The 23260-nt window shown below is 42.3% G+C and carries 23 protein-coding genes, 1 pseudogene and 2 other annotated features; of the genes and pseudogenes, 5 read left to right on the top strand and 19 right to left on the bottom strand.

Features of this window, described 5'->3' with window-relative positions; genetic code table 11:
• Positions 1 to 19: 19 nt before the first annotated feature.
• The gene (locus HWX64_RS20585; protein WP_303049511.1) at positions 20 to 1000 is read right to left on the bottom strand and encodes a cation diffusion facilitator family transporter; all 981 of its coding nucleotides are present in this window, start codon (positions 998 to 1000) and stop codon (positions 20 to 22) included.
• 206 nt (positions 1001 to 1206) lie between these two features.
• On the opposite strand from HWX64_RS20585, the gene HWX64_RS20580 reads away from it, so the two are divergent.
• Positions 1207 to 2268 (top strand): DUF3900 domain-containing protein, encoded by a 1062-nt coding sequence (locus HWX64_RS20580; RefSeq protein WP_175991363.1) that lies wholly within the window; start codon positions 1207 to 1209, stop codon positions 2266 to 2268.
• A 156-nt stretch (positions 2269 to 2424) separates the two neighbouring features.
• Positions 2425 to 3249 carry a GNAT family N-acetyltransferase gene (locus HWX64_RS20575; RefSeq protein WP_175991362.1) on the top strand — a complete coding sequence of 275 codons (825 nt, stop codon included), beginning with the start codon at positions 2425 to 2427 and terminating at the stop codon, positions 3247 to 3249.
• A 50-nt stretch (positions 3250 to 3299) separates the two neighbouring features.
• Here the strand turns inward: HWX64_RS20575 and HWX64_RS20570 are convergent, their stop codons facing one another.
• A complete protein-coding gene (locus HWX64_RS20570; protein ID WP_175991361.1) occupies positions 3300 to 3794 on the bottom strand; it encodes a metallophosphoesterase in 495 nt (164 codons plus the stop codon).
• A 112-nt stretch (positions 3795 to 3906) separates the two neighbouring features.
• Here HWX64_RS20570 and HWX64_RS20565 point away from each other — a divergent pair, with 112 nt between their 5' ends.
• On the top strand, positions 3907 to 4503 hold the full coding sequence (locus HWX64_RS20565) for a class I SAM-dependent methyltransferase (protein WP_175991360.1): 597 nt from the start codon (positions 3907 to 3909) through the stop codon (positions 4501 to 4503).
• A 61-nt stretch (positions 4504 to 4564) separates the two neighbouring features.
• On the opposite strand, the gene HWX64_RS20560 is transcribed toward HWX64_RS20565, so the two are convergent.
• From HWX64_RS20560 to HWX64_RS20490, 15 genes are all read right to left on the bottom strand, one after another.
• The gene (locus tag HWX64_RS20560) at positions 4565 to 4930 is read right to left on the bottom strand and encodes a VOC family protein (RefSeq protein WP_175991359.1); all 366 of its coding nucleotides are present in this window, start codon (positions 4928 to 4930) and stop codon (positions 4565 to 4567) included.
• A 120-nt stretch (positions 4931 to 5050) separates the two neighbouring features.
• Positions 5051 to 6718, bottom strand: coding sequence for an FAD-dependent oxidoreductase (locus HWX64_RS20555; RefSeq protein WP_175991629.1), 1668 nt, complete (start codon positions 6716 to 6718; stop codon positions 5051 to 5053).
• A 268-nt stretch (positions 6719 to 6986) separates the two neighbouring features.
• On the bottom strand, positions 6987 to 7160 hold the full coding sequence (locus tag HWX64_RS20550) for a hypothetical protein (RefSeq protein WP_175991358.1): 174 nt from the start codon (positions 7158 to 7160) through the stop codon (positions 6987 to 6989).
• 610 nt (positions 7161 to 7770) lie between these two features.
• The gene (locus HWX64_RS20545) at positions 7771 to 8880 is read right to left on the bottom strand and encodes an IS110 family transposase (protein WP_175990997.1); all 1110 of its coding nucleotides are present in this window, start codon (positions 8878 to 8880) and stop codon (positions 7771 to 7773) included.
• A 261-nt stretch (positions 8881 to 9141) separates the two neighbouring features.
• Complete coding sequence (gene trpA / locus HWX64_RS20540) at positions 9142 to 9939, bottom strand: tryptophan synthase subunit alpha (RefSeq protein WP_175991357.1); 798 nt, start codon at positions 9937 to 9939, stop codon at positions 9142 to 9144.
• The gene (gene trpB, locus HWX64_RS20535; RefSeq protein WP_175991356.1) at positions 9932 to 11134 is read right to left on the bottom strand and encodes a tryptophan synthase subunit beta; all 1203 of its coding nucleotides are present in this window, start codon (positions 11132 to 11134) and stop codon (positions 9932 to 9934) included. Before trpB ends, trpA begins: the two co-directional genes overlap by 8 nt.
• Complete coding sequence (locus HWX64_RS20530) at positions 11131 to 11769, bottom strand: phosphoribosylanthranilate isomerase (RefSeq protein ID WP_175991355.1); 639 nt, start codon at positions 11767 to 11769, stop codon at positions 11131 to 11133. Before HWX64_RS20530 ends, trpB begins: the two co-directional genes overlap by 4 nt.
• Entirely contained in the window at positions 11766 to 12554 is a 789-nt protein-coding gene (gene trpC / locus HWX64_RS20525) for an indole-3-glycerol phosphate synthase TrpC (protein ID WP_175991354.1), read from the bottom strand. The genes HWX64_RS20530 and trpC overlap by 4 nt, the downstream gene beginning before the upstream one ends.
• Positions 12555 to 13580 carry an anthranilate phosphoribosyltransferase gene (trpD, locus tag HWX64_RS20520; RefSeq protein ID WP_175991353.1) on the bottom strand — a complete coding sequence of 342 codons (1026 nt, stop codon included), beginning with the start codon at positions 13578 to 13580 and terminating at the stop codon, positions 12555 to 12557.
• The gene (locus HWX64_RS20515; protein ID WP_175991352.1) at positions 13552 to 14163 is read right to left on the bottom strand and encodes an aminodeoxychorismate/anthranilate synthase component II; all 612 of its coding nucleotides are present in this window, start codon (positions 14161 to 14163) and stop codon (positions 13552 to 13554) included. The genes trpD and HWX64_RS20515 overlap by 29 nt, the downstream gene beginning before the upstream one ends.
• Positions 14160 to 15545 (bottom strand): anthranilate synthase component I, encoded by a 1386-nt coding sequence (trpE, locus tag HWX64_RS20510; RefSeq protein ID WP_175991351.1) that lies wholly within the window; start codon positions 15543 to 15545, stop codon positions 14160 to 14162. The genes HWX64_RS20515 and trpE overlap by 4 nt, the downstream gene beginning before the upstream one ends.
• 57 nt (positions 15546 to 15602) lie before the next feature.
• Positions 15603 to 15853: a binding site (T-box leader), on the bottom strand.
• Positions 15854 to 15900: 47 nt separating this feature from the next.
• Positions 15901 to 16147, bottom strand: a binding site (T-box leader).
• A gap of 77 nt (positions 16148 to 16224) precedes the next feature.
• Positions 16225 to 17091, bottom strand: coding sequence for a GNAT family N-acetyltransferase (locus tag HWX64_RS20505; protein ID WP_175991350.1), 867 nt, complete (start codon positions 17089 to 17091; stop codon positions 16225 to 16227).
• A 104-nt stretch (positions 17092 to 17195) separates the two neighbouring features.
• Positions 17196 to 18626, bottom strand: a complete 1431-nt coding sequence (panF, locus tag HWX64_RS20500) for a sodium/pantothenate symporter (protein WP_175991349.1) — start codon at positions 18624 to 18626, stop codon at positions 17196 to 17198.
• Positions 18619 to 18897, bottom strand: a complete 279-nt coding sequence (locus HWX64_RS20495; protein ID WP_175991348.1) for a YhdT family protein — start codon at positions 18895 to 18897, stop codon at positions 18619 to 18621. Before HWX64_RS20495 ends, panF begins: the two co-directional genes overlap by 8 nt.
• 280 nt (positions 18898 to 19177) lie before the next feature.
• Positions 19178 to 19921 (bottom strand): TIGR02206 family membrane protein, encoded by a 744-nt coding sequence (locus HWX64_RS20490; RefSeq protein ID WP_175991347.1) that lies wholly within the window; start codon positions 19919 to 19921, stop codon positions 19178 to 19180.
• A gap of 155 nt (positions 19922 to 20076) precedes the next feature.
• On the opposite strand from HWX64_RS20490, the gene HWX64_RS20485 reads away from it, so the two are divergent.
• Positions 20077 to 21627, top strand: a complete 1551-nt coding sequence (locus tag HWX64_RS20485) for a hypothetical protein (RefSeq protein ID WP_175991346.1) — start codon at positions 20077 to 20079, stop codon at positions 21625 to 21627.
• Between the two features lie 9 nt (positions 21628 to 21636).
• A pseudogene (locus HWX64_RS22215) lies at positions 21637 to 21738 on the top strand (hypothetical protein); the annotation flags it as partial.
• Here the strand turns inward: HWX64_RS22215 and HWX64_RS20480 are convergent.
• Positions 21695 to 22363 carry a phosphatase PAP2 family protein gene (locus HWX64_RS20480; RefSeq protein ID WP_175991345.1) on the bottom strand — a complete coding sequence of 223 codons (669 nt, stop codon included), beginning with the start codon at positions 22361 to 22363 and terminating at the stop codon, positions 21695 to 21697. The pseudogene HWX64_RS22215 and the gene HWX64_RS20480 overlap by 44 nt on opposite strands.
• 27 nt (positions 22364 to 22390) lie before the next feature.
• Positions 22391 to 23251, bottom strand: a complete 861-nt coding sequence (locus HWX64_RS20475) for a Ku protein (protein ID WP_175991344.1) — start codon at positions 23249 to 23251, stop codon at positions 22391 to 22393.
• Positions 23252 to 23260 lie beyond the last annotated feature (9 nt).

The raw sequence follows: 23260 nt of genomic DNA, 5'->3' as shown, positions 1-23260 counted from the left end.
ATTGCCGCTTTTAGCATCTTTATATTTTCGTTGTGTCATCTCTTTCCCATCTCTCAATTCCATCGTCTTCGATGATACCCAGTGTGACATCGGTTATATCGGGGTCAGCTATCAGATTTTCCTGAATTTCAAATTTGATGTCATCCGCTTGTGATAACGGCAGTCCTTTTTTCAGTTCGAGATATGCTTCAACATGATAATATCTTCCTTCTTGAATAATCCTCATTTTGAATATATCCATGACCATATCATGTTTTAATATCATATTGGCAACCTTGTCTTCAACATCTTTTGGGGCAGCCACACCTATAAGCCCCACCATATTGTCATACCCCACTCTGAAGGCCACACCGACCATCAGGAACCCGATAATAATCGTCACGATCCCATCAAGCAGCTGAAACGCTGTGAAGTAGGAGACGAGTACAGCAGTGAGAGCAAGTACAGCTCCACTAACTGCGACGACATCTTCATAAAAGACAAGCCTGGTAGGAGGTGAAGCCTTTTTTACATTTTTGATTGCTCCCGGTATGATTCCCATGCCCTTTCGAATATCCCTGGCTTCCACCCCAATTTCTTTCATCACCTTTACTAAAATCGCTCCATCGATAATGATATTTAATAGTAATATGGATAGATTCAGCAGAATCCCCTTTACTTCTGCGGGGTGATTAATCAGGTGAACACCTTCTTTAATTGTTTCATAAGCCATGATGGATACAACAATGACGGCAATCATACAGAAAAGATTGATGACGCGGCCAAAGCCTGTCGGAAATTTCTTGGTGGGTTCCTTCTCGGACAGAACACTCCCTATGAACACAAATCCCTGGTTTACCGAGTCGGCCAATGAATGCATGGCCGAAGCAAACATCGCCCCGCTTCCGCTGACCACATATGCAAACCCTTTAGCTACAGCAAGTACAGTATTTCCAATCATCGCGTATAAAGAGGACTTATTCCCTTTTTTCACTAATTCCCATATCGATTGCTTACTCAAATGATCACCCCTATCTTTCAAACACTCCATTATCTTCGAGTATTGATTTAACTCCAGTTTGGATAACAAGACTTCAATCAAGTTTAGTATCTCTCCAAAGAATTAGTTTCATTAGTCAATTGACGAACCATTTTTGCTTTCTTATACTGAAAAAATATAAGGAATTCTCAGAGAGAAAATCACCCGCATAGAAATGGAGCACAAAAATGGATTTTACGATTCAACACCTTTCATTTTATTTGATTCAAGTAGATGGAAAAGGCGAAGAAGCAGATAAACATTTTAAACACTTTCAAACACTTTCCACAGAACAGTATGAGGAAAGCCACCTGAAGACTTTCCTGGATGGAGAACTGACAAAAATCGTAAAAAGGAAGGTTGATCGTCACGCCAAGTCGGATTCATCCCCAACGAAAATCGGACGGTTTATTGTAGAACCCGGCCACGAATTAACTTCAAACCCAAACTACAATTTATTTCATAAAACGAGATTTGCGGAAGATAAGGAAACATTCAGGGAAGCTTGTGACCAAATTGTTCAAATGTATATCGAGACGAGTGCGATTCGGGGTGGAGCTTTATTAGTGGCGACCGCTAAACTGACTAAATTCTTCGATGATCCATTTGTCTTCATTATGAAATGCGACTTTGAACCAAAGGTGGCGAGAATTACAGATGCATCCACTTTGATTCATAATGTCGAAATGGCCATAACCACCAAAAATATGAAATCAATTCAATACCCTTATATGCCTGAAGAAGGAATGATGGATTCCGCTGAACTGAAAATCCACCAAGCTTCACATGCCCGCTACTTTGAGGATTTCCTTAAATGGGTAGAGTATGAGAAATCAATGCCCGAGATTGTGAAGTCCCAAGTTTACGGCATGGTGAAGGAACATATTGAAGAATCATATGTAGAAGAAAGCGAAGAGCGGGTTGAGTTTGAGCAGGCAATGGAAGAATGGGCAATCAGTCCCAAACGGGAGCTGCAGGAAAGGTTCACAACTGAACAAGTGGTGGAAGCCACCTCCCAGATCGTCGAGCAATCACCTGAAGTCGAGCTTAAGGTAAAGCTTGATCATGTTTCTGTAAAAGCTCTTCTTTCGGACTTCGGTGACAGTATCCATTTAGCAAAAGTGAACGGCAAATATATCCTTATGATCGAAAGCGAGTCGGTGATGTTCGAAAAAGGGTTTTCACCGCTGGAATTTTTAAAACCAGACGACCTTCATGAAGTGATCCAAAGGATAGAATCAAAAGAATGACCCACAAACGTCACGGCTTAGTTCCGTGACGTTTTCTTTATGATACAACTATCGGACCTAATCAAGCGTCATGTTTTTTTTCGAAAAACAGTTGTTATACATGAGGAAATCAAATAAAATTAGTAAGAAAATTCTATCTATTACAGGAGAGTAACCATGTTAAATAAGAAGCAGCTAAATGATATTAGAACCCTGCAGAACATTTGTGAGGACCACGATGAGATAAGGTTGAAATTAAATTGGGACATGCTTGAAGAAAGGGGTCCACTTAATAATGATTTCTTCCATTATGAGAACGATCAGTTATCGGGGTATCTTGCTCTTTACGGTTTCGGTGATCAGTATGAATTATGTGGAATGGTTCATCCCGAATTCAGGGGAAAAGGAACCTTTACTCAATTGCTCTCGAAGGCGGTCATTTCTTTGAAAGACCGTGATGCCAGGTCCCTTCTCATCAACGTGCCAGGTACATCTGGTCCAGGAAAAACATTTGCTTCCTCCATCATGGCAGTATATGACTTCACCGAATATGAAATGAAATGGGACCCCTCAAGTCACTTCCCTTTGTCTGAAGAGGTGACGACGAGAGAAATGCAGGAAGAAGATATTCCATTCTGTATCAAATTAGACGTGGAATGTTTCGGTCAAAACCACTCTGATGCTGAAACCATGATGAAACAGATCAGTGAAGAGTCAACACAAAAAAGCTTGATGATCGAAGCTGACGGCAGAACTGTCGGAAAAATCCGTGTACAGCGACTGAAGGGGCAGAGTTTCATCTATGGATTTGCGGTTGACCCTTCACTTCAAGGTATTGGGATCGGTCGAAAAGCACTTTCTCGTACAGTCAGGGAAGAATCCCAATGGACAGAGGATATATTCCTTGATGTCTCAGCAACAAACAGCAATGCTTTGAAACTCTATGAAAGAAGCGGGTTTAGAACTATATACAGCCAGGATTATTATCGATACACTATTTGACTTTCATCAAAGGGTGGTAAAAATGAATGCTGACCCATTACCACCCTTTTTCATGAGTAAAATTTATGCTGAATGGACCACTTGGATTCATCCTCAATAGTAAGCACCCCATGAGAATACATCGGCTGCCTGCGTTTGTCTGTCGGTGAACCCGGATTAAATAATAAAACACCCTGATGGTACCGTAAATAAGGAATATGGGAATGACCGAAGACTACCAGATCAACCGGCTCATCACTAAAAGCTTCCTCTGCTCTTTTTTCAGTTGTTTTACCGCTTCCATCTCCATGAACGATCCCTATTTTCATTCCATTTACTAGTAATGTTATTTTCTTGGGGAGTATGTCTTTTAATTTCTCTTCATCTACGTTACCTGCCACACCGGTCACTTCCCCGAATTCCTTCAAACGGTTATACGTGTCGACAGTTTGAAAATCACCTGCATGAATAATACATTCACATTCTTTAAGATCATTTATTAGATCATCTGGAAATCCTTTTCCCTTCTTTGGCAAATGTGTGTCCGAAAGTATCGTAATTTTCATCCATTTTCTCCTTTCTCGATCGTAAAAGTCATATCATGTTTGGAACGGCTAATGTTTCAAATTGGCTGGTTGGTGGAAAGATGGAATTATCACGCATAAACGAGGGGATCATATGCTATTTTCACTGCAAAAACAATTCAAGCAACCGAAGGGATTCCTGGGATGGATCGTCGGAAAGGTAATGGAGTTCGACAACCGGAGAATCAATAAGTGGTCCATTCAGCGGCTGCCCATCAAAAAAGGAGACCACATTCTAGAAATAGGATTCGGTCCTGGTTATTGCATTAATAAGATCATAAAAGATTACCCGGGCTCGAAGGTAGACGGAGTCGATATATCATCCACGATGCAAGAGGCTGCCCATCACAAAAACAAGGCAGCCATCGAGGAAGGGAGAGTCCGTTTATTTGTCCATGACATCTCTCAATTCCACACAGGTGACGAGTATGACCATATTTTCTCGGTTAATAATTATCCGCTCTGGAATGACTCTGAAAAAGCGCTGTCCCATATATATCGCATGCTCAAGCCTGGCGGAACCCTTGTGATCACTGTACAACCCAGGGGTGATGAAGAAAAAGACAGCAGAGCCCACATGTACGCGGAACAAATTACGGACGAATTGATCTTTGCAGGATTTAAAAGCATTCAGAAATCCTACAAAAAAGTACGGCCTGCCTTGACTGTTTCCGTAAAGTGCACTAAATGATAGTGAACCTCCATGGATCCTTTAGGGAGGTTTTTTCATGCAGCAGCAATGTAAACATCCATTATCCTGTGCAAATCATCAACAGATTACCGTTCAAATCACGGAAGTTAAAATAGGAAAAGTCAGGAAATGTGATAATTTCTGACTCTACCGCTACTCCACTTGAAAGGAAATCTTCCCTTACCTTTTCAATATCTGCTGTATGGATATTACAAATGGGTACGGTGGATGGTGAAGGTATGAACGACTCTTCTCTTTCCAATGTCAGAGATGTGTCCCCCATGGAAAACGTATAGACAGGGAGATCATCTATTTCACGATATTGCTGTTGATCAATCCTCAATCCCAGTGTCTGCCCGTACCAATCCACAGATTTTCTTAAGTCTGCAACAGGAATGAATACAGTATTAATTTTATTTACTATCAATATCAAATCCTCCTTTTTTTCCAAAAAAATACGCCTTAGAACTGGATGTTCACTTTAACACTAACTTAATTTTCCAAATGAAACAACAAAAATGGAAGGGTTTAAACCCTTCCTTTTTTGTTACTTTCCTAATAGATATGTTTTGTAGCCGCCGCTTAAATTACTTGCTTTAAAACCATTGTTGGTTAATATTTTTACAGCGAGATATCCTCTCAATCCTACCTGACAATTGACATAAATGTGCTCTTGTTCAGGAAGTTCGCTTAGTCGATCTCTTAGTTCTCCCAAAGGGATGTTAACCGATCCCGTTATAAAACCAAACTCTCTTTCTTCAGGTTCCCTGACGTCTACAAGCACTCCGCCCTTTCTGATAACCCCGTCGATTTCATCATGATGTACAAGACTTAAATCCTTATCCACTACGTTTCCGGCAACATATCCAGCCATGTTTACAGGGTCTTTTGCAGATGAATAAGGCGGGGCATACGCTAATTCGAGATCTGCAAGATCCCATACTGTCAGCTTCCCTTTTAAGGCAGTTGCAATGACATCAATCCGTTTCTCTACCCATTTATACCCCACAGCCTGGGCACCGAATATTTCACCTGTCTCAGGTTGGAAGACCAACTTTAAAGAAAGCTGGCTGCCTCCAGGATAGTAGGTGGCATTGGAGTTCGGATGGATGTGTACCGCTTCATAGTTTACTCCCAGCCGTTTTAATAATTTTTCATTATTACCTGTTGCTGCGACGGTCAAGCCAAATACCTTTGCAACCGAGGTTCCCAAACTTCCTTTATAAATAGCCTTTCTTCCATTAATATGATCTGCAGCCAGTCGTCCCTGGCGATTGGCTGGCCAGGTAAGGGGAATCATAGCCGGGGTTCCCTGTACAAAATCCCTTACTTCTATCGCATCTCCGATAGCGTAGATGGTTGGGTCATCTGTTTGCAAGTGTTGATTTACCACTATACCTCCACGCTCCCCCAATGCTAATCCTGCTCTTTCTGCAAGCTCATTTTCAGGTCGGACACCTATCGATAAAATGGTAAGATCACTCGTTAATTCCTTGCCGCTCTGAAGCACGATTGTTCTTCCGCCATTTTTAAGTGCGTTAACTCCATCGTTAAGATATAATTTAACACCTTCATTATCCAGTTCCCGGTGTACAATAGCAGCCATTTCACTATCGATTGGTGCCATTACCTGATTCCCTAATTCCACTACAGATACATTGACACCTCGATGGTGTAAATTTTCCGCCATTTCAAGCCCGATGAAGCCGCCGCCGATAATCAATGCTTCTTGTGGTTTCTTTTCATCCACCCATGCTTTAATCTTATCGGTATCCGGCACATTTCGCAGAGTAAAAACATTCCCGGCGTCAGATAGACCATCCAGTGGAGGAATGATAGGACGTGCCCCAGGTGATAGTATGAGAGTATCGTAGCTTTCTTCATAAATCTCACCGGTTTCAACTTTTTTGATCGAAACGGTTTTGCGTTCCCGATTAATTTCAACGGCCTCACTTAAGTTGCGAATATCAAGGTTAAATTTTTTGGACATACCTTCCACTGTCTGAACTAATAAAGCTTCTCTGTTCGTAATTACCTCTCCGATATAATAAGGGAGACCACAATTGGCAAAAGAAATGTATTCTCCCTTTTCCAGCAAAACAATTTCATCTTCTTCACTTAACCGGCGCAGTCTTGCTGCCGCTGTAGCTCCCCCGGCAACCCCGCCTACGATCACTATTTTTTCTTCATTTGAAATTCCCCTTCTTTCTTCCATAAAAGAATTTGTTAAACATTTCACAAAGTGCAGCATTTGATTCCCTTCACACTTTTATTATATGTACCTGCCGATGAAAAATCAACATACCCCCATACGTATATTTTGTGACAAAAATATCTGCCAATTTCATTAATATTAAAGGATGATCAAAGCCTAGAAACATGGAGTATTTATTTTCCCTTATGAGAATGAAACAAGTTCCTATGATCAATAACCTCCGGACAGTAAGAAACAGCCAGCCCCTAAGGACTGGCCGTTCAGCTTTTTATTCTTCAGTGTTGCTTTCTCCAGTATTTGACTCTTCATCCGTATTCGATTCTTCTTCCATTTGTTCTTCTGTTCCCGTGTCTTCTTCCGTTTCACCGCTGCATCCTGCTGCAAATCCGATTACTGATACCGACGTCAAAAGCATTAATAACCATTTCTTCATTGATTTCATGTAAAGACCTCCTGATAAGATGCATTTGTAATACACCTCTATCATATCGATTTTTTGACGATAGAGAAGGATTTTTACCATAAATTAACTTTTCTTTAAAGCGTCTTTACATTTGTCCCAGCTTCCTAACACCGCTGTTGATTTCCGTGCAAGACTTCGCTTTCCGCGGGTGACCCGTGAGCCTCCTGATATGAACAAAACTGTCAATACAGGTGCTCCCCATTCGATTTTGAATTATTTTTGTCCGCCTTTAAGAAGCGAAGCCCCTACAGCTTCTTTTAAACTTTGCTTTGACTGTGCGTTTCCTACTGGTTTTCTCCTTTCATTTAGGATGAAACTAAAGGTAAGCACACGGCACGAAGGCAAAAATGTTCGACTGCGGTTAGCACTCTGATATTCGTGGATTCACACATTTTATCTTTCCGTATGAAGGACTTTCCCACTAACTCGTAACGTGCATTCATCTGACGAATCAGACTAGCACAGAGGAGGCACGTGGATGTTCCTTCCCGGTGTTGATCTTTGCCTTCGAGCCCTAAGCTCATCTCATCTTCGTTTCGTTTGGGCAAAACTGTATACAAGGAACACTAGATCACTTGAAACAAAGGATTTACTGATGAATCGGTTTGATTTCTTGCGAAATCGCCCAAATAAACCCAGCTAGTTCCCTGGCGACAGCGGTAATGGCTTTATTTTTTTCTTTCCCTTTAGAAACCAATCGGTAATATTTTTTATGGAGTCTGTTTTGCGCTTTCCAGGAGATTTCCTTCACAGTAAGCGGACTTCCTTGTTGACGCTTTTTTAAATCACCTTTAACGGCAGGTGAATATCGGTAACTCCAGGCAGCTTCAATTAACAGTTTTCTCAAATGTCGGTTACCGGCTTTTGTGATTTGCCCCTGGTGTCTGCGTTCACCACTTGAGTACTCACTCGGAATCAATCCGGCGTAAGCCATAAATTGAGGCGCCGTCTGAAAGCGTTGGAAACACGCTACTTCTGCGACAAGGCTGGTCGCCGTAATCAGTGCGATGCCCCGTAGTGATTGAAAAGCCTGGATCATCGGTGCGTGCACATTTTTTGTGGACTGTTCGCGAATCTCTTCTTCAAGTCTAATCACCCGCTGTTGAAGCTCTTTGAGTTGATGATAGTATTCCTGAAATACAACACGCGCAGATGAATACTCGAACTTCAGTGTATCAAGCCACCTGTAGTATTTAATTGTCCAACGATTCACACCATCGGGTGGCCGGATTTCGTGACGCATCAGGAATTTAGTCAGCCGGTGTCTGGCACGCAGCTCATCTTCTTTTGCATCTTCACGGCAGCGAACCAGATCACGCAGTGCTTCACCTTCTTCTGAAGGCACATGGATCGTTGTTAACTCACCAGCTCTATAGAGCTGAGCGAGTCGGATGGCGTCTCTTTTATCTGTTTTCACACGCTCCCCAGGCTTTTGAGGAATGAGTGATGGCGCAATAATATCACAATGCACACCCATTGAAGTCAGTAAGCGATAGAGTGGATAGCCTGTTGGTCCAGCTTCATAACACATGTACAGGTTTTCAGATTGACCAAGCTTTTTCACGAGAGACCGGAGGGCTTCAGCAGTATGAGGAATCATGCCATAGTACCTTGGAGCTTCACGTCCTACATCTGCGATGGCAACTGAAATTTTTTCTTTAGATACGTCTAAACCAATAAATTTTGTGGTATTCTTCATAATAAGCTAGCTCCTTTCGTAATGTAGCTCTGATTGGGTTTGATTGTGCTTACTTTCATATACCCAGTTAACCTACGAAGTTACGAATAAGGAGCTAGTTTTGTTCATGATAACTCGTCGCTGCGCTCCTGCGGGGTCTCACATTGGCCACTTCTCCCGCAGGAGTCTTCGTCTTGCACTCCAATCAACAGCTGGAGTCTCCTTAAACTCCATAAGGACCTTTAACATATCCTTAACAAATTGATTAACAGACTTTTAAGTCTATCTCTTACTTTGCAGCGAATTAATTTTTACGGCATCGATTAATTCTTTTATTTCGCTGAGCCTGTTCTCCTGAAGGAGGTCGATGATCCGGCTTCCGACTACAACTCCGTCACAATTCTCGGTCATTTCCGTTACATGCTCCGGGGTGGAAATACCAAAGCCGGCAAGGACAGGGACTTTACTATATTCTTTTAGTATTTGCAGATGATCGCCGATCTTTTCATTAACAGCATTTCTCGCCCCTGTCGTGCCGTTTATGGTCACGGCATACAAAAATCCTTCCGTCAGGTTTGCAAGTTCACTGATCCGTTCACGTGAACTGGTCAAGGTGGCAAGCTGGATGATCGCTATCCCATGTTTCTCTGCAGGCGCGGATATCAGATCAAGGTGCTCGACTGGCAGATCCGGGATAATCAGCCCGTCCACTCCAGCTTCTTCACATCGAGTAAAAAAGCGGTCGATGCCATATTTAAAAACCGGATTGATGTACGTCATGAACACTAATGGTACACCGATTTCTTCTCTTCTCCGGACCAGCTCATCCAATACCTGCTGCAAATTGACTCCTTTTTCGAGAGCCCTTATTCCTGCTTTCTGGATTGTAGGGCCATCAGCGACAGGATCTGAGAAGGGGATGCCGACTTCGATGGCCGTCGCCCCGGCTTCCTCTAGTTGTTTCAATGTATCTATAAAACTCTCGATCCCTCCATCTCCTGCCATGATATAGGGGATGAACAATTTATTTCCTTTATCCAATTCATATTGAAATGCCTGTTCCATGAACACCTTACCCATTCTCATTACCTCCCAGCAATTCCTTCACTTGTTCCACGTCTTTATCTCCTCTTCCCGACAGACAAATGACGACCGATTCGTCAGCTTTCATTTCCTTTGCCAGTTTCAACGCATATGCAACAGCATGTGAGCTTTCCAATGCGGGAATGATCCCTTCCGTTTGTGACAACTTCTTGAACGCATCCAATGCTTCTTTGTCAGAGATTGAAGTATATTGGACTCTATTAATATCCTTCAAATAGCTGTGTTCAGGACCGACCCCGGGATAATCGAGGCCGGCAGAGACGGAATGGGCTTCCTGAATCTGGCCGTCGTCATCCTGGAGGAGATACATCAAGCTCCCGTGCAGGATCCCCGGAGTTCCTTTCGTGAGTGTTGCCGCATGTTTATCTGAATCGAGGCCGGAACCGGCTGCTTCTACCCCATACAATTCAACATCTTTATCTTCAATGAATGGGTGGAACATCCCGATTGCGTTACTTCCTCCCCCTACGCACGCCACAATCGCCTGAGGAAGGGATTTTTCTTTTTCAAAAAATTGTTTCTTTGTTTCATGTCCTATCACACTTTGAAAATCCCGAACCATTTTAGGGAACGGATGCGGACCAAGAACCGAGCCGATGATATAGTGAGTATCCTCCACATTTGCGACCCAGTATCGGAGGGCTTCGTTTACTGCATCTTTCAATGTGGCGCTTCCTGCCGTAACACTGACCACTTTGGCACCTAGCAGTTCCATTCGGAAAACATTCAATTTCTGCCTCCTGATATCTTCTTCGCCCATAAAGATGACACATTCAAGGTTCAAAAGCGCACAGACTGTAGCAGTGGCTACCCCATGTTGACCCGCCCCTGTTTCGGCTACTATCTTCCGCTTGCCCATCCGTTCGGCAAGTAATGCCTGGCCGATTGTATTATTGATCTTGTGGGCTCCGGTATGGTTTAGATCTTCCCTTTTCAGATACAATTTTGCCCCGCCGACTTTTTTCGTTAAGTTTTCTGCAAAGTAAAGAGGATTTTCCCTGCCTACATACTCCTTAAGATAGTACCTGAGTTTGTGCTGGAATTCGTCGTCTTTTGAAGCTTCATTATAAGCCGCTTCAAGTTCCTTCACTGCTTTCATTAATGTTTCCGGAACATATTTTCCACCAAACTGTCCAAATAACCCTTTTTGGTTCGGCTGTGCATAAATCATTGTAACTCCCCGCTTTCACTATCAGTTTTTATGGCTCTTACTTCATTAATGAAATCCAATATCTTTTCTTTATCTTTGATACCGCCGCTTTCCACTCCGCTTGAAACGTCGACCATATAAGGTTTTGCTATGCTGACTGCCATTCTTACGTTGTCCTTCTTCAAGCCACCTGCGAGTATCAATTTATGATTACTGGATTGATAGTCTTTAAGATATTCCCAGTCGAAAGAGGTCCCGTTGCCTCCCCTGTACGGTCCTTTTCCACTGTCGACAAGCACGAATTCACCACTATATTCCGGCAGGATATTTAAATCTCTCTCTTCCGTGACCGCGACTGCCTTGATATAAGGAACGTTTAGGCTATTGCAAAAAGCAGGACTTTCATCTCCATGCAGTTGAACATAGTCGAGTTTCACCTTTTCTACAATGTCTTCCAGTTCCTCCTTAGAGGCATTCACGAATACACCGATTTTAAGAATACCTTCGTGAATTGAATTAGAGATGGCAGCCGCCTTTTCCACTGAAATTCTTCGTCTGCTTTCGGCAAAGATGAATCCCACAGCGTCTGCTCCTGCATCCACCGCCCATTGAGCCGCTTTCAAATCTTGTATTCCACACACTTTTACTTTTGTCATAACACTCCGCTCCTTGACACTTGAAGGGAGGAGAGGGTCTTTCCACTGTCTTCACTTCTCATCAAGGTCTCTCCGACCAATACTCCGTGAGCACCGGCTTTTGCCGCTCTTTCACAATCAGATTTATTTTTAATCCCGCTTTCACTGATGAGGACGGTTTTTTTATTTTTAATCATGGCTGCCAGGTTCTCCGTTACATCCAAACTGACTTCAAACGTTTTTAAATTGCGATTATTGATTCCGATGATGCTCGCACCCATATCCAAAGCAATTCTCATTTCTTCTTCATTGTGGACTTCTACTAATACTTCAAGCCCCAGATTTCCTGCATAGTCGAACAAAGAGTGAAGAGTTGCTTTATCAAGGGCGGCCACGATCAGAAGGATGATGTTGGCACCAGCATCATGAGCCCTGTCGATTTGTATGGGATCTATGATGAAATCTTTGCACAGGATCGGGAGACTGACCTGCTTCCTGACCTCTGCCAGATCATCCATCGTTCCTTTGAAGAATGGGGTGTCCGTTAATACTGAAATGGCGGCTGCGCCTGCTTGTTCATAATCCTTCGCCTGAGCGACGGGTTCCACCTCCACTTTGATATCACCCTTTGATGGCGAAGCCCGTTTTATCTCTGCTATCACCTGTAGTCTGTCTGCTTTCATTAGAGAGTCATATAAACCGCGTGATTGCTTAAATGATTGATTATATGTTTTGAAACCCCGTTCTTTCAGTTCTTTCACTTCACTCATTTTCTTATCTATGATTTCTTGAAGAATGTCAGCCACTTAAATCACCTGCTTTCTCTTTTGCCCACTGAACGTGATCAGCGAGTGAAGAATTTCTTTCGCTTTACCTGAGGTTATGCTTTTCCGTGCTTCTTTGATTCCTTCTGCTATAGTGGATACACTTCCATGTGCGTATAAAGCGATTCCTGCATTGAATAAAACGGTGTCAAGGTAAGGCCCTTCTTTTCCTTCTAAGACCGCTTGAAGAATTAGCGCGTTATCAGCTGCTTCTCCCCCTTTAATCATTGAATTGGGATAATGGGGCAGACCGACATCTTCACCTTTGACCGTAATAGGAGTGATTCTGCCTTTATCGAGCAGCACCAGATGATTTTCTCCTGCAAGAGATGCCTCATCCATGTGATCCGCACCGTTTAAAACAATTGCCCTTTTTCTTCCTAGTTGATTCAATACCTCTGCCATCGTTTCAAGCTTATCTCTTCTGTACACCCCGATCAGCTGAGTTTCCAGCTCCACTGGATTTGTTAAAGGACCGATCAGATTAAAGATCGTAGGAATTTTTATCTCCTTTCTGACTTTCATGATCCTTTTGAGCCCGGCATGGATATGGGGGGCGTAAAGAAATGCGATATTACATTCTGCCAAAAGGGTGTTGATTTCATTTGCATTGAAATCCAGTGATACTCCCAGGTGCTCCAGAACATCGGCACTGCCCGTTCTACTTGAAATGCTCCTGTTTCCGTGCTTAGCAACTTTCACTCCCGCACCTGCCAGTACAAAGGCACTCGTTGTACTGATATTGAAACTGTTTGAACCGTCTCCACCGGTTCCGCAGTTATCCAATACTCCGCACATTTTGTTACTTACCGGCAAGGCCTTCTCTCTGAGCACCTGGACCAGGCCTGTAATTTCATCCACCGATTCACCTTTCATTTTCAACAGTGTCAAGAAACACGCGATTTGACTGTCAGTCGTTTCTTCACTGAATAATTCATGTGCAGCTCTTCTCATCTCATCTCGCTCTAATGAATGTCCGTTAGATAGCTTTTGCAGAAACTGTTTCACGGTTATTCCCCTTTCTCATCTCATCTATGAAATTTTTCAGCATTTTCCTGCCAGTCTCGGTCCCTATCGATTCCGGGTGAAATTGAACCCCGAAAACGGGGTAACGCATATGCTTAATGGCCATGATCTCTTTGTCATCCATCGACACAGCGGTTATTTCTAACTGAGGCGGAAGGGAACCTTTTTCAATGACCAGTGAATGATACCTCATCACGCCGAGTGGCTGACTTAAATATTGAAATAGTCCATGACCGTTATGGCTGATCAACGATGTTTTACCATGCATGATACGTTCTGCAATCACGATGTTTGCACCAAAGGCCGCTCCGACTGCCTGATGGCCCAGGCACACACCCAGAATCGGCACGCTAGTGTGAAGATTCTGTATAATATCGATGCAGATACCCGCATTCTCAGGTGTACCGGGTCCAGGAGACAGGATGATTCCGGATGGTTTTAGTTCCTGAATTTCTTCGATCGTGATTTGATCATTTCTTTTAATCTGGACTTCCTCACCAAGTTCCTTTACATACTGATACAGGTTATATGTGAAGGAATCATAATTGTCGATAAGCAGGATCATTCTCCCACCTCCAATAGGGATTTTGCTTTATTGAGTGTTTCTTCATATTCACTTTTAGGGTCAGAATCATAAACAATACCGGCACCAGCCTGAACATAAGCGGTATGATCCTTCAATATCAGTGTCCTGATGGCCAAAGCAAAATCCAGGTTGCCATTCACCCCTATATAACCGATGGCTCCGGAATAAACCCCTCTTTTCTTTACCTCAAGCTCATTGATGATCTGCATGGCCCGAATCTTGGGAGCACCGCTTACTGTTCCGGCCGGTAAGCAGCTTACCAGTGCTTCAAGCGGGGTCACTTCTTCTTTCAGGACCCCTTTCACTTCTGAAACCAAATGCATGACATACTTATACCGCTCTACCAGCATATATTTTGATAATTTGATCGAACCCGGTTCGCACACCTTTCCTAAATCGTTTCTTCCTAAATCGACCAGCATCCTGTGCTCAGCTACTTCCTTTTCATCAGAAGACAGTTCAATTTCTAAAAGATGGTCTTCCTCCTCATTCGTTCCTCTTTTTCTCGTACCGGCTATTGGATTGGTTGTAATCTTCCGGCCTTGAACTTTCACCAGACTTTCAGGAGAAGCCCCGAGCACCACATAATCCTCGAAATCTATGAAGAACATGTAAGGAGACGGGTTGGATTGACGCAGCCTTCTGTAAAAGCTGAACGAATCTTCAGTAAAATCTGCCTGCATTCTTTGAGAAAGTACGACCTGGAAAATATCCCCGTTCCTGATATATTCTTTGGCCGCTTTTACTTTTTCGATAAATTCCTGTTCAGATAGTTGAGATTGAAACTGCAAGCCTTTCAGCTGCACCTTTTTTACATCAAGGTAGACGTTTGTAATCTGATTCTCCACTTCCCTCAGCTTTTCTTCCAGCTTGCCTTTTTCAGAGCCGAGAACTACGAGATACATTTTCTGTTCAGCATGATCGAACACAATCACTTTTTCGTAAAACATTAAATGTATATCAGGCATATTCATTTCATCATGAGGTACAGATCCAATATCTTCATACTCGCGGATCGAATCATAACCGAGATACCCGATGCCTCCCCCTGCAAATGGCAAATCAAGTTCCTGTTGATCCACTCTGGGTATAAGTTGTTGGATAATCTCTATGGGACGCCCTTTGCGATTTTCTTTTTCACCTGTATGGTGATTAATGATTTGCACATCATCGCCGCGTGCTTTGCATTCTAAAAAAGGATCGCATCCAACGAATGAATATCTTCCTGACTGCTCATGCTTCAAAGAACTTTCGAGCAAAAACTTTTTCGACCCCTTCAAAGATTGAAAAAGCGAAATGGGTGTATATAAATCACCATTTAATTCTTTCACTGCATAATTGACTGCTTCCTGCTGTTTCACTTTCCATTCCTCCAATCAAATAAAAAAGTCCCCTATAAGCACAGATGTGATGTGCTCATAGAGGACGATGCTGACCGCGGTGCCACCTCAGATTGGAGTAATAAATATACTCCCTCTTCATTTCGAATACAGGGGTTAAAACCCGATATTCTATCCGTATAACGGCGGAAAACCGTATGACCCTACTTCATCATTCAAGTCATCTCTCATAAGTCCATTCGACTTAAGCTATCCTGTCAAGGTCTCACCGGTCCTTAACTCTCTGTAAAGCTTCACTTAAGCTTACTACTCTTATTCGACGATTTACTATATGGGTATTTTAGAAACAAATAAAAAAGGGCATCTCATTCCTTATAAAAAGGACGAGATACCCGTGGTGCCACCTTTGTTGACTGCCTGAACAGTCCACTCTTCCGCATCGAAGCCCATAGCTTGAATGCGTGTCTTTTATAACGATAAGACATTCGCCAAAGCCTACTCTCCAAAGGATTTCGGTTTGGAGGCTCGGAAGTCCATTCCCCAAAGCATTCACACTAGTTCTCACCAGCCACTAGCTCTCTTAAGTGTCTGCAAAGGGTACTCCTCTTCGTCAAAGCCGTTCGCTCATTTATTTATTGTTTAATATACTAATTCGTTTCATCAGAGATGTCAATAAAAAAGTTATAATCCATAAAAATTTCTAAGAATCAGTCAGGTTTATCATAAGGGAATCACATATAGGCTCATATCCAATCTCCATATAGATTTTGTTGGAGGTCGGATTCTCCAAGTCAGTATACAAGGTACAGAATTCAAACTCTTTCAGCAGTATCCTGCTCAACCCTGCGACAACCGCAGATGCATATCCGTTTTTTCTATATGGTTTAGGGGTGTAAACGAAATTCACGGTGATGCCGTTATCCGTCCATCGACCTCCCCTTGCCATCGATACAGGTTTCCCGTCAACTTCCCAAAAATATAGATATTTTTCATTCGAAATCATATCTTTGGCCCTTTCGAGAGCGTCATTTTCGGTTAACGTGTGTACCCCGGTTTCAATCGTAAAAGCTGCTATCCATTCTGTCAGCAGCTGGAGATTTTCCTCCTTGGGCGTCACCAATCTGCCTTCAGGGGATGCAATGTCATTTACATGATCCAATTTATATATTCGCTGATTCATCCCGATTTCGTAATGGCAGCCTTTAAGCCCGCACCAGACTTCGGTCAATTTTTGTGCGGCAGCCTTTTCGCAAACAAATCCCGGCACGGTAATTCCTTCCTCACTAAGAAGTTTATTCAATTCTTCTGCAACGGTGCGGTAATCTTTCTCATCCACTTCAAGAACTGTCACCAAATGATGCGGAGGTGTCATAATGAATACACCCTTCACCTGGGATCCCTCCCCCTCTATGCTTATAAGAAGAGGGTTTTTATATTTGTTACCCGTTTTGATACTATTCAACAGTCCAAGTGGCAGATTATTTTCTGCTTCCTTCTTTAAAAGAAACGGATATATACGGCTGTAAAAACCATTTATATCTTTATATTTTGTCAGCTTCCAACTCATTTTCCTCACCCCTTCTTTAGAATTCTATCTTCTTCTATCATTTTCCTTTAAATAAAAGAAGAGAGATTCCTCTAATGGACTTATGGAATCTCTCTTCAAACACTCTAATTTAATAATTTTTGTTTTGTCATCAACGAAACTGTTATATACATGAAAAAGGATATGAGTATCGGGAATACGACGGTGTGCATATCCAGGTAGTTTGGGAGGAAGCTGTGAAATAAGATATATGAAATCAATCCCGACAGCATGGAGGCCAGCGCTCCATAGGCATTTCCAGTCTTCCAGTATAGACCGAGCACAATCGGCCAGATAAACACCGCTTCCAAGCCTCCAAAGGAAAATAGATTCAGCCAGATGATTAACTCTGGTGGACTTAAAGCCATAAGGAATACAGCAATCCCGGTGATGGATGTCACAAGGAAGCTCATTTTTTTCACTTTTTTTTCCCCTGCATCTTTATTTATGAAATTCATATAAAGATCTTTGACGATGGCAGAAGAAACAATCAACAAAAGGGAATCGACTGTAGACATGATGGCAGCCATCGGGGCGGCAAGTACGATGCCTGCAAGCCACGGAGGGAGTACTTCCAAGGCAAGCAGCGGCATGACTTTATCGGCAACCTCCACTCCGGGCATCACCGCACGTGCAAGAACCCCGATTAAATGCATTCCGAGCATAATCGAACCGACTACAATCGTACCGATGATCAGGGCCCTGTGCATGGAGCGTGAATTTTTATAACTCATGGCCCTGACAGCAACTTGAGGAAGACCGATAACCCCAACCCCTACGAGGATCCAAAAGGATGAAATATACCTGGCACTCAACTCTCCATTTGCACCATTCGGGCTTAAGAGATTGGGATTTTCCGCTTTTAGATCCATCATGATATTTTCCATGCCGCCTCCTGCTATGATCGTTGCAATCAGTAAGATGATCGTACCTCCAAGCATTACGACCCCTTGTATCGCATCGGTGACGGCCACAGCCCTGAATCCTCCGATGATGACATAAACAAGCACTGAAACGGCAAATAGAAATAATGCGCTCTTATAGGACAGACCTGTTAGCGATTCTATTAATCTAGCTCCCCCGACCCACTGCGCAATCATCGCGGAAAAAAGGAAGATCATGATGCTTAGAGCGGAAAGAATCGTTATGTAATGATTTCGATATCGGCCCTGCAAGTAATCGACCAACGTCACAGCATTGTATTTACGTGACATGATCGCAAACTTTTTACCGAGTACAAGAAGGACGAAGTAGCCGGTTACGACTTGAGACATTGCAAGAAGCACCCATGATAAACCATATGAATACGCTGCACCGGGACCGCCGATGAAACTGCTTGCACTTCCATATGTAGCAATCATGGTCATAGCCAGAATGAAACCGCCAAGCTGCCTGCTGCCCAGGAAGTAATCCTGTACGAAAGAATCTGCTTTGCCGATCTTCCTTGAGGAATAGACCCCAACAATAAAAATGATGATCAAAAATACAATCATGGGAATCAATGCCATACTATTCATGATAATCCCCCTCATCTCCATCAAAAGGGATATCTGTAAGCATATATCTTACAACCAATACCACTAACATAACCATCAGCAGGAAACCTGCAATACAGCTATAAAAGAACCACGCTGGCATCCCCAGGATCCAGTCATATTCTGTAACAGGACCCCCGCCAAGTCCGAACGCAAAGCCGTACCACCATAAAAAATTTATCACAACAAGCCCAATTCCGATTAAAGCTTCGCGATGAGCGATATGAAACCGTTTATCTTCTTTTTCATTCACTCTCTTATCACTCCTTTATCATTCCGATGTGAACATTCTTTTACAATTTACGACAGGTGACAGTGAATTGCAATAACTTCCCTCTTTTCAGAAGAAAAAAAGAAAATCCCGGAGCTTTGCACTCCGGGATTGTCTTTACGATTTATTAAAGGGGGGTAATCATGAACCATTCTCGAATATAAAAAGAAAGAGGGGGAAACTCTTGTGTTTTCATTGAGAATGATTTTCAATATCATTGTAATTCCTCTCTCTGGTTTTGTCAACAATAAAAGATAACTTTTTACGTTTCATTCGTTTCATGGCTCCTAAGCCTTGACATTTTTTGATTCTTTCTTCTGCCGGCCAGCATTTTAAACATCAGGTAATTCAATGAAAAAACGAATAACGCAGCAATTTCCAAGTTGAAAATATAAACGATCCCATCACCGAACCATAATAAAGGAGTGTTTCCTTCAGGCGGCCCGGACAAAAAGAAATAGTTAGACCCGATTAATTTATTCAAGATGTAAATGGGCACCGCTAAACAATTCAACAGGCCAAAGCCATAAAGTATGGATCTCTTCCGAAGCGGATAATGGTCAAAATAAAATAAATACAGGACCATAAGTGGAATTGCCATGTGATGAATGAAATATTTTATATATCGAAAATGGGGAAAGGAATAAGGATTGTCAGGAGTGATCAGTGCCAAAATGGGAGGAATAAAACCTATATAGAGAAAAAGGTAAAACAACCTGCTGTTACGTTTGAAATACAAATATATGCCTATAAATGTACTGATGCTGCAAAGTTGCAGGGGCAGCGCTGTCTGGATCGCCCATAGCCCATGGTATGCCATCCAAATCTGATAGCTGGTTTCGGAAATACATAAAGTACCCGCAAGTATGGTCCCCAGCCATTTAAAGTCTGTATATCTCGAGAAGCACCATAAGATTCCTGAAGCAAACAGCACAAACAATAATAAGGTCAAAAGATGTTCGCCTGAAAACAATTGAAAGTACATCATCTTTTCGGGTGAGAACATAATGATCCACTCCCTTGTCTTTGCGAATTTTGACTGGATCCCAGCAAAAAAATAAAGTCTTCATCAAAGGAAATATTTGGTGCTAATATGATTGAATTGTGGTAAAATTCTAAATTGAAATCAAAATAGATAGAGAAAGATTGAGGGGGATTTTGGTGAAAGAAAAACTAAAGTCATTCGGTGTGCCTTTGATGATCATCTTACTGCTTTTGGGTGCACTGTTTATCCACCAATTATTGGAGGTCAAGAAACAGCCTCAACCGGAATGGAGCCGTTCGGTTCCGTTGGGATTCACATCTGAAGAACGTCCTCAGGCATTCTTCAACAACGGCAGCCTTTTCTTAACAGATGAAGGAAAAGTGCGGCAGCTTGCATTTGATGATCAGTTCAATATCACTCAGGATTCTGTCCAGAATACGAAAATAACGCGGGGCCACCCTTTCTGGACTGACGGTTCTGTCTTTATTCAAATGAAATCAGGACAATTGGTAGCAACTGAAGACAACAAGGATGTCGTCATTTCAGAGAATGCTGCCGGCTTGAGTACAGCGAGCAATAAAATCTATTACTGGGTGGACAATGAGCTGTTCACATTGAATCCAGCCGATTTATCCAGCAAGAGCCTCCAAGTGTTTTCTAAAAATATAATGGATGTTTATCAAGGAAATAACGGCAGTGCGATTGTTCAGGAACAACTTAATAATAATACAGCTGTTCTACATTATATGGATGAAAATGAGAAAATAGTAGGTGAACCTTTTGCAACGGTCAACATCTCAACGAATCAACATATTGACGGCCTTACCTATGGAGTAGAAAACAATACTCTGACAGTCCTTTATAATGAGGAAATGAGAGCTCAAGGTGTTTTAAGCTATAAAATCATGAAACTGGAATCCTCATTGGACGAAATCGGAAAAGGCGCACTCAAACCTGAAAGCCTTAAGTTTCTTAATACAGATTCAGGTGAGATGCTGCAGGGGCCGCGTTCTGCAAAATTAGTGATGATTGATGGAAAGAATTCCATCCTCTTCACGTCTGAAGGCCATAAAGTCAGTGACCATAACGCAGTGAGCGTATATTTGGCCCCTTTAGAAGATGCATCGAGGTTACAGGCTGAACCGCTGGGAACGACCAAACACTATTCCTATCTTCCGTTTCAGTTGACTCAAAAAAGTATCGCCTGGCTTGACTATGATGGAGATATGTATGAACTGTTTGGTGCGTCGCAGGACCGTGAAGTCATCTCAGCAAGTGTTGAACTCAACCAGCGAAACGTAAAAGAAGCTGTCAATAACAGTATAATGATGATATTCAGCAGTGTGATCACCATCCTGACATCCTTCTATTGGGTGCTCCCTTCATTATTCCTGCTGATCCTTCTTTATATGTTAAAACCGAACATCTTTGAAAAAGAAGGCATTAATTGGGTTGAATATGCTTCGATACTTATTTTCCTGGTCATGCCCCTTACTTTCATGAATAAAGCCTTGAATGGATACTTTTATTTTGCAGCTCCCGAATACCTTACATTTACAGGAAGCGGGTATGTAGGTATCATAGTCATCACCTTGCTGTCCGCTCTGATCTGGAAGATTGGCAGAAATCCGGATTGGGGTACATTTGGCGGAGTATTTTATTTTATGGGCGTATACATCCTTCTTTACGTCACTTCCTTCGGCCCATATATCTTTAACCTATTTTAAAAGGTAAGCATTCAGTATACCGATAAGAAACAAAGACCTGAAACGGGATTCCCCGTTTCAGGTCTTTTCATTCATCAACATATTTCCAATCACTTCGTTTGTAGAAATAGATATAAACGGCTATGCAGAGAGTCAGCCAGCCTCCTCCGGCTGAAAATCCCCCAACGATATCACTCGGATAATGAACCCCTAAATATACCCTGCTGATTCCGATAAAAAGAATCAGCACTGATAAGGCAAGTACGCTCAGCCACTTAAATACAGCCCTGTCCAGTGCACGATATAACATAAACGCCACAGCGCCGTAAAAAATGAAGGAACCCATCGAGTGACCGCTTGGAAAGCTGTACCCCCCCTGCTCGATGAGGGCTTCAATATCAGGCCTGTCCCGTTTGAATATCCATTTTAACAGCCAATTAAAACCCGCTCCCAGGCTGACTGTCAATGTCAAAAATAAAGCGAGAGGATACTTTTTCATGAATACCAATACAATGACGAGTCCAATTGTACTGATACTCAGCCACTTCACTCCACCCATAAACGTAATGGAAGTCATCAATGTAGTCAGTTTGGGAGAAATGAACCCGTGAACCACATTGAAAACTCCATTATCAAATCCCGCAATCTCATTCTCTTTCCACTCTTCCAGAATGGAAACAAAGCCCCATGTAAAGAACCCTAGACAGATTAAAGAAATAATGAAGAATACAGCCTTTTTTAAATGTCTTTCCTCCAATGTGGATCTCCTTCCCTTTCATTTGGATTATTGCGCTTTTTTCTTTGTTGTTGCCTTCTTTTTTGGCGCTTTCTTTTTTGTGGTTTTTTTCTTATCCGGCTTTTCTGCTTTTTCTGGCTTGGTCGAATCAATTGAAGCTTGAAGGGCTGCCATTAAGTCCGTTACATTTTCTTTCGGATCCTTTTCTTTTGCAGTAACGATCTTTTCACCTGTTTGCTTGGATTCAATCAACTGACTCAGCCGCTCACGGTATTCATCATGATAATTCTCCGGCTGAAATTCTGATGTCAGTTGTTCAATGAGCATTGTAGCCGTCTCCAGTTCTTTTTCTGAGATTTCATCGCTCTCAGGTACATTTGGTACATCTTTAGAAGTCCTTACTTCGTCAGGGTAATGAATCGTCTCCATCACTAACGTGTTCTCATAAACCCTTACGACTGATAATTGTTCTTTTGATCTCATCGTAATTTTTGCGATGCCTACTTTACCAGAAGACACTAAGGCTTTTCGCAGAAGTGAATAAGCTTTTTTCCCTCCGTCATTCGGTGAAACAAAGTAGCTTCTGTCATAGAAAATGGGATCGATTTCGTCGATTTTAATAAAATCTAAAATTTCGACCGTTTTTTCTGCATTTGCTTCTTTAATTTGAGCCAGCTCATCTTCTTCCAATACCACAAATTTCCCTTTCGTTACCTCATAACCCTTAACGATGTCATTGTGATCAATTTCTTTATCACAGACCGGGCAGACTTTTTCATATTTGATCGGCGTGTGACATTCCTTATGAAGAGATCGAAGCTTAATATCACGATCTTCGGTGGCTGAGTGCAGCTTGATTGGAATATTTACCAATCCGAAACTTATGGAACCTTTCCATATGGTATGCATTACAATACC

It is taken from the genome of Bacillus sp. Marseille-Q1617 (assembly GCF_903645295.1).
Classification (GTDB): domain Bacteria; phylum Bacillota; class Bacilli; order Bacillales; family Bacillaceae_B; genus Rossellomorea.
Note: the sequence above shows the minus strand (reverse complement) of the source record. Positions and strands in the feature narration are given on the sequence as shown.